Source organism: Deltaproteobacteria bacterium (assembly GCA_019309045.1).
Lineage (GTDB): Bacteria > Desulfobacterota > Syntrophobacteria > BM002 > BM002 > JAFDGZ01.
Window position 1 is genome coordinate 1 of record JAFDGZ010000164.1, and the last position, 4745, is coordinate 4745.

The 4745-nt window shown below is 52.2% G+C and carries 4 protein-coding genes; 2 read left to right on the plus strand and 2 right to left on the minus strand.

All coding sequences use genetic code 11. From position 1 onward, the window contains the following. Positions 1 to 101 precede the first annotated feature (101 nt). Positions 102 to 1097, minus strand: a complete 996-nt coding sequence (locus JRI89_17145; GenBank protein ID MBW2072957.1) for an oxidoreductase — start codon at positions 1095 to 1097, stop codon at positions 102 to 104. A gap of 363 nt (positions 1098 to 1460) precedes the next feature. Beyond that, on the minus strand, positions 1461 to 2819 hold the full coding sequence (locus JRI89_17150) for a L,D-transpeptidase family protein (GenBank protein MBW2072958.1): 1359 nt from the start codon (positions 2817 to 2819) through the stop codon (positions 1461 to 1463). A 318-nt stretch (positions 2820 to 3137) separates the two neighbouring features. Here JRI89_17150 and JRI89_17155 point away from each other — a divergent pair, with 318 nt between their 5' ends. Both JRI89_17155 and JRI89_17160 read left to right on the plus strand, forming a co-directional pair. Then, positions 3138 to 3992, plus strand: coding sequence for a hypothetical protein (locus JRI89_17155; protein ID MBW2072959.1), 855 nt, complete (start codon positions 3138 to 3140; stop codon positions 3990 to 3992). Positions 3993 to 4180: 188 nt separating this feature from the next. After that, positions 4181 to 4745 (plus strand): DUF3108 domain-containing protein (locus tag JRI89_17160; GenBank protein ID MBW2072960.1); only part of this gene is annotated, 565 nt, incomplete at its 3' end.

Here is a 4745-nt window from a genome sequence, read left to right on the forward strand (position 1 = left end):
AAAGCAGAGAAAATATTTTCAAATCAGAACATCTGCATAGTAATAATTTGCCTTAGCCGCGTACTTTTCTCTATTTTTTTTCATTTGAGCCTATTTACTCGTCAACCTCCCACTTTTACCACTGTTCTGCCCCTGATTTTTCCTTGCATGATCTGTTCTACCAGTCCCGGCACCGCGTCCAGAGTCACCTCATTACTGATAGCCTCGAGCCAGCCTCCATCATGCTTTGCCTCTGCCAGCAGTTTCCAGACTTCCACCCTCTTGTCTCTCGGACACATTACCGAATCTATCCCCAGAAGGCTCACCCCTCTTAGTATGAAAGGGTAGACCGTGGTGGACACCTTCACGCCTCCAGTAAGCCCGCAGCTCGCAATGACGCCTCCGTATTGCATGGTACGAGTGAGATAAGCAAGAGTCATCCCACCTACTGGATCAACTGCCCCGGCCCAGCGACCTTTTTCCATGGGCCGTTCTGCCTCCCCTGAAACTTCCTCTCGAGAAAGGATCTCCCTGGCTCCGAGCTTCTCCAGATACTCCGCTTCTTGCATCTTTCCCGTACTCGCGGCAACCTGGTATCCCCGACGTGCCAGCAAGGAAACTGCCACGCTGCCCACGCCCCCAGTGGCCCCTGTGACCAACACGGTGCCATTTTCTGGAGAGAGTCCATTCATTTCCATTTTTAAAAGGGACAGACCGGCAGTGAAGCCCGCCGTCCCCAGGATCATTGCCTCCTTGCTTGTGAGCCCCTCAGGGAGAGGCACCAGCCAGTCAGCTGGCACCCGCGCCAACTCACTGAACCCTCCGTCATGTGACACTCCCAGGCCATACCCTGTCAGCACAACCTGTTCACCCTTGCTGAATTTTGGCTCTGTTGATTCGACCACCTCTCCGGCAAGGTCAATTCCAGGAACCAGGGGATACTTTTGAGCAACGCGGCCCGTAGCAATGCAGGCCAGGGCATCCTTGTAGTTGAAACTCGAATAGGCCACACGGATTGTCACTTCACCTGAAGGCAGCTCGCCAAGCGAGCGCTCTCTGAGAGAAAGCTCCACCTCTCCATTTGCTTTGTCCACCACCAGAGCTTTGTAAGTATGCATGTCACCACCCTCCAATCCAGGCATCATGGTGCTAATTACCCACACCCATAAATAATCTCCATAATGATTATCATTAACACACGGCCTCAGGGAAAGCGAGTAAGAAGTGGCAATGGTTTTGGCCGACAATTCGTTGCCCGTCATCTTGTTTACCGCCGGAGTGCAGATCTTGACCTAAACCTTCAGTCCTTGCCACTCAATTACGGAGACTGATTCTATGTCCACACCGGGCAAGGCAGTCTGCAGGCTGGGGCTGCTAGTCGAATTCTTGTGGCAGGAGGCGACCTCCATAGCTGGCACAAGCTGTGTTAGCTGGACGAGGAGCCAGCAAAGGGGAGAAAGAGGTGTCTTTGCCATCGCCGTCTACAGGCTGTTTTCAGCGGCGATACTGCAAGAAATTTGCACACTGGCATGATAATCTTCTGCATTCTGCCGAGACCTGGCCAGCAGCCTGTCGCGGCCATATATGTCGTCTCGGAAATTTACCCTGCCGTCAACAGCCATCCATGCCGTCCAGTACACCAGAAATACCGGCATCGGCTCAGGGAGCCTGACCACTCGTCTATGAACTTTGTTAATAGTTGCCAGGATCCGGCTGCGCGTCCAGCGCCTGTCTCCTCTCAAGAGATATTCAGCCAGATCAACGGGTCTTTCCACCCGGACACAGCCTGAACTGAAGTGGCGCTGACTCTTATTAAACAGCTGTCGCGCCGGAGTGTCATGAATGTATACGCCGAAGCGATTTGGAAAAATGAATTTTATCCGACCCAGAGCATTCCATGGACCGGGGTCCTGCCGAATCTTGTAGAAGGTCATATTGCTGCGGAAGAGCGCCCAATCAATCTTGTCAGGATCAAGCTCCTGCTGGTACTTGCCGTTTATCTCGAAGACTCTGAGCCGATGCCGCTTGAGGTAATCCGGTTCACGCTCCACAGCTGGCAGGATGTCTTCACGCAGTATGGTTGGCGGTACATACCAGTATGGATTGAACTCGAGATAACTTATGACGCTCTGGCATATTGGAGTGGCACGATCTGGCCGGCCTACCACTGCCTTCATCTCTAGAATGGAGCGGTCCTGCTCGATGACTTTCAATTCAGAGCTGGCAGAATTGACCAGGAGAAAGCGTGGGCGCCGTCTTGACAAGAAGCTGCGCAATCTCTCCAAATTGAGGCCAATCTGTTCGATGCGCTTCTCAACGGGCACATTGAGAGCCTTCAGGGTAGCAGGGCCCACCACGCCATCCGCTTCCAGCCCGTGTCTCATTTGAAATATTTTTACCGCCCGCTCCAGTGAAGCATCGTACAGGTCGCTGTTCTGCTCAGCCATAGAATCCAGATCGCCTGTCAGCCGCAAGCGCCAGCGCAAAAGTGGTATTCGACGATCCCGAAAACCTCTTTTCATTACTCTTCCCGGAGCTATGGCAGGCCAGCCGCCTTCCAGAGCGATGCGCTGGTAATGCTGCAGAGCTCTGGTCATCAACTGCAAATCAAGGCCAGGCCACAGGGCCGTGTTTGTCTTCTCATGTTGAGCTTCAAAGCTAGAACGTTCAAGTAGGCCGGCGCTGTGCTCATAGCCCTGGCCAAAGAACACGATGGCGTTTGGAACCAGTTCCGCAGCTGCTCTGCTGCTGGGAAGAAAGCACAGCAGGAGGGCGACAGCAACTGTCCACAAAATATTGTCAAACAAGGTGGCAGCAGCATGTTTAGAAAAACTTTTCACCAGCCCACCTTCCTTTCTCAGTCCACACCAGGTGTCCTGCCGTGCTGCAGCTGCTTCTTAAGGAAAGAGTGTGCCAGCATGGAGCAATACATTTTACATTGTTATTTCAGCTAATTAAAAAGTATATGACGATGGATGCTGTCAGGCATTGGGTAACTGCCTTCCCAAAAAAGGAAAAATTGGTGTGCTTCTTGGCATTTCTTGGCTCTGGGGCGGGTCGCCAGGAGTCTTGCTGTCTCTGGCTGTTGATTTTGAGCAGCTTCATCACATCGGGCATTGTTTTCTAGCCCAGATATTGCATAGCTGTGAGATGGCGGCTTGGATAAAACGACTGCCAACAGGAAAACTCTTACCATACACGAGGTCCTGTGGAGCAATATTGCCATGCCTCTGACCGGGAGAACACCCATAGCATTTCCCCTGACCGTTATCTGGACTCTGGTGTATCTCTCGTTTCTTGCCCTGGGTGGAGTTGATTCTGTTGGCTGGCTGAACAATGGCCTTGTGGTTCCCGCTGTTGCCATGCCCCTCACAGTTCTGCTGTTCCTTGAATGGGGTGCGCTGGCCCTTTCTCGTAAGGCTGCTATTCTCGTGGCACTCTGTGGACTGCTATTCTGGGGTATTACCGCCTATTTTATCCACAGCACTGGTGATTGGCGTTTCTGGCAAACACTAAATACAGTTGCCCTGCTCGGCACCACCTTCACAGCAGGCAGCTGGCTTGCGGAAGAAATCCTTGAACCAGTACACCTCATTCCGGTCTGTATAGTGGCTGCCGCAGTAGATATTCTCAGCGTTATGTTCGGCCCGAGCGCTAAACTGGGAGAGCATGTTATATTTTACCTCGAAAATGCCACAAGGAATTTCGCCAGTGGCCTGCCGCTTGATCCACCTCCTGCTCTGAACCTTCTGCTTCTCCATTGGCCGCGCCCGGGAACGACTGTAATGGCGCCGCTGCTCGGAGTTGGGGACCTGGTCTTCATCGCCTTTTTTCTGGGAGCCTGCCGTCGCTTCGAACTTCCGCTTTTCAGGGCTACTTTTCTATTGCTGCTTGGCCTGGGGATTTCTCTGCTATTGGCGCAATTTTTCCACAAACCCATGCCAGTGCTGCCTTTCATTTGCGGCCTTTTTCTTCTTGGCAACTTGCCCGCCCTGCGTACACGCTCCTCTTGAGCAAAGTTTGGCAGCCGGTGCTTGTCCTTTTAGCAGATTGAATGCAGAGACGCTCTTCTGCCCATTCTCTGGTTGAAAGATGACAGCTGTCCATGTAGTCTCCAGGCTAGAGTGATCTGAAAGTGGCTTGGTCTGCCTTGACTCAAGCGGGCAGGTATGTTGGTCGGGGACAGAGCTTGGAAAAGGCCTTGCAGCTACTGAGAAAAGTTATTTTGTACACCATGGCAGCTCTTTGCAGCAGCTTCCTGGTTGCAGGGAAAACTGCTGCCTCCAGGGAAAAGCCACCCTTTCGTCCCGGCGAAACCCTGACGTTTGCTGTAAGATGGGAACGGATCCCTGCGGGGACGGCAGTGCTCAGAGTCCTGCCGAATGAAACAACTAATGGTTTTGAATCGTACCACTTCACGCTGGCTGCCTGGTCCAACTCGTTTGTAGATCTTTTTTACAAGGTGCGCGATAGGATGGATTCGTATGCTGGTCTCGACATGAGCCACTCAATTCTTTTCAAACGGGAAAGACAACGGGGCATCCACAAGAACAACATCACCATCGAGTTCGACTGGCAGAGAAATGTTGCCCACTACTCCGATTATCACAAGAAACAGAAACCTGTGGCTCTCGCACCAGGATCGTTCGATCCCCTTGCAGGCTTCTATTTTCTACGTCTTTTTGCCCCGCGCAATAACTACACTTTCAAAATACCAATAACCAACGGCCTGAAAAGTACCATGGTGCCGGTCAGGGTAATTCGCA

Coding starts and splice junctions, on each gene's coding strand:
- JRI89_17145 (MBW2072957.1), bottom strand. CDS start 1,097: ATGCATACTTACAAAGCTCTGGTGGTGGACAAAGCAAATGGAGAGGTG.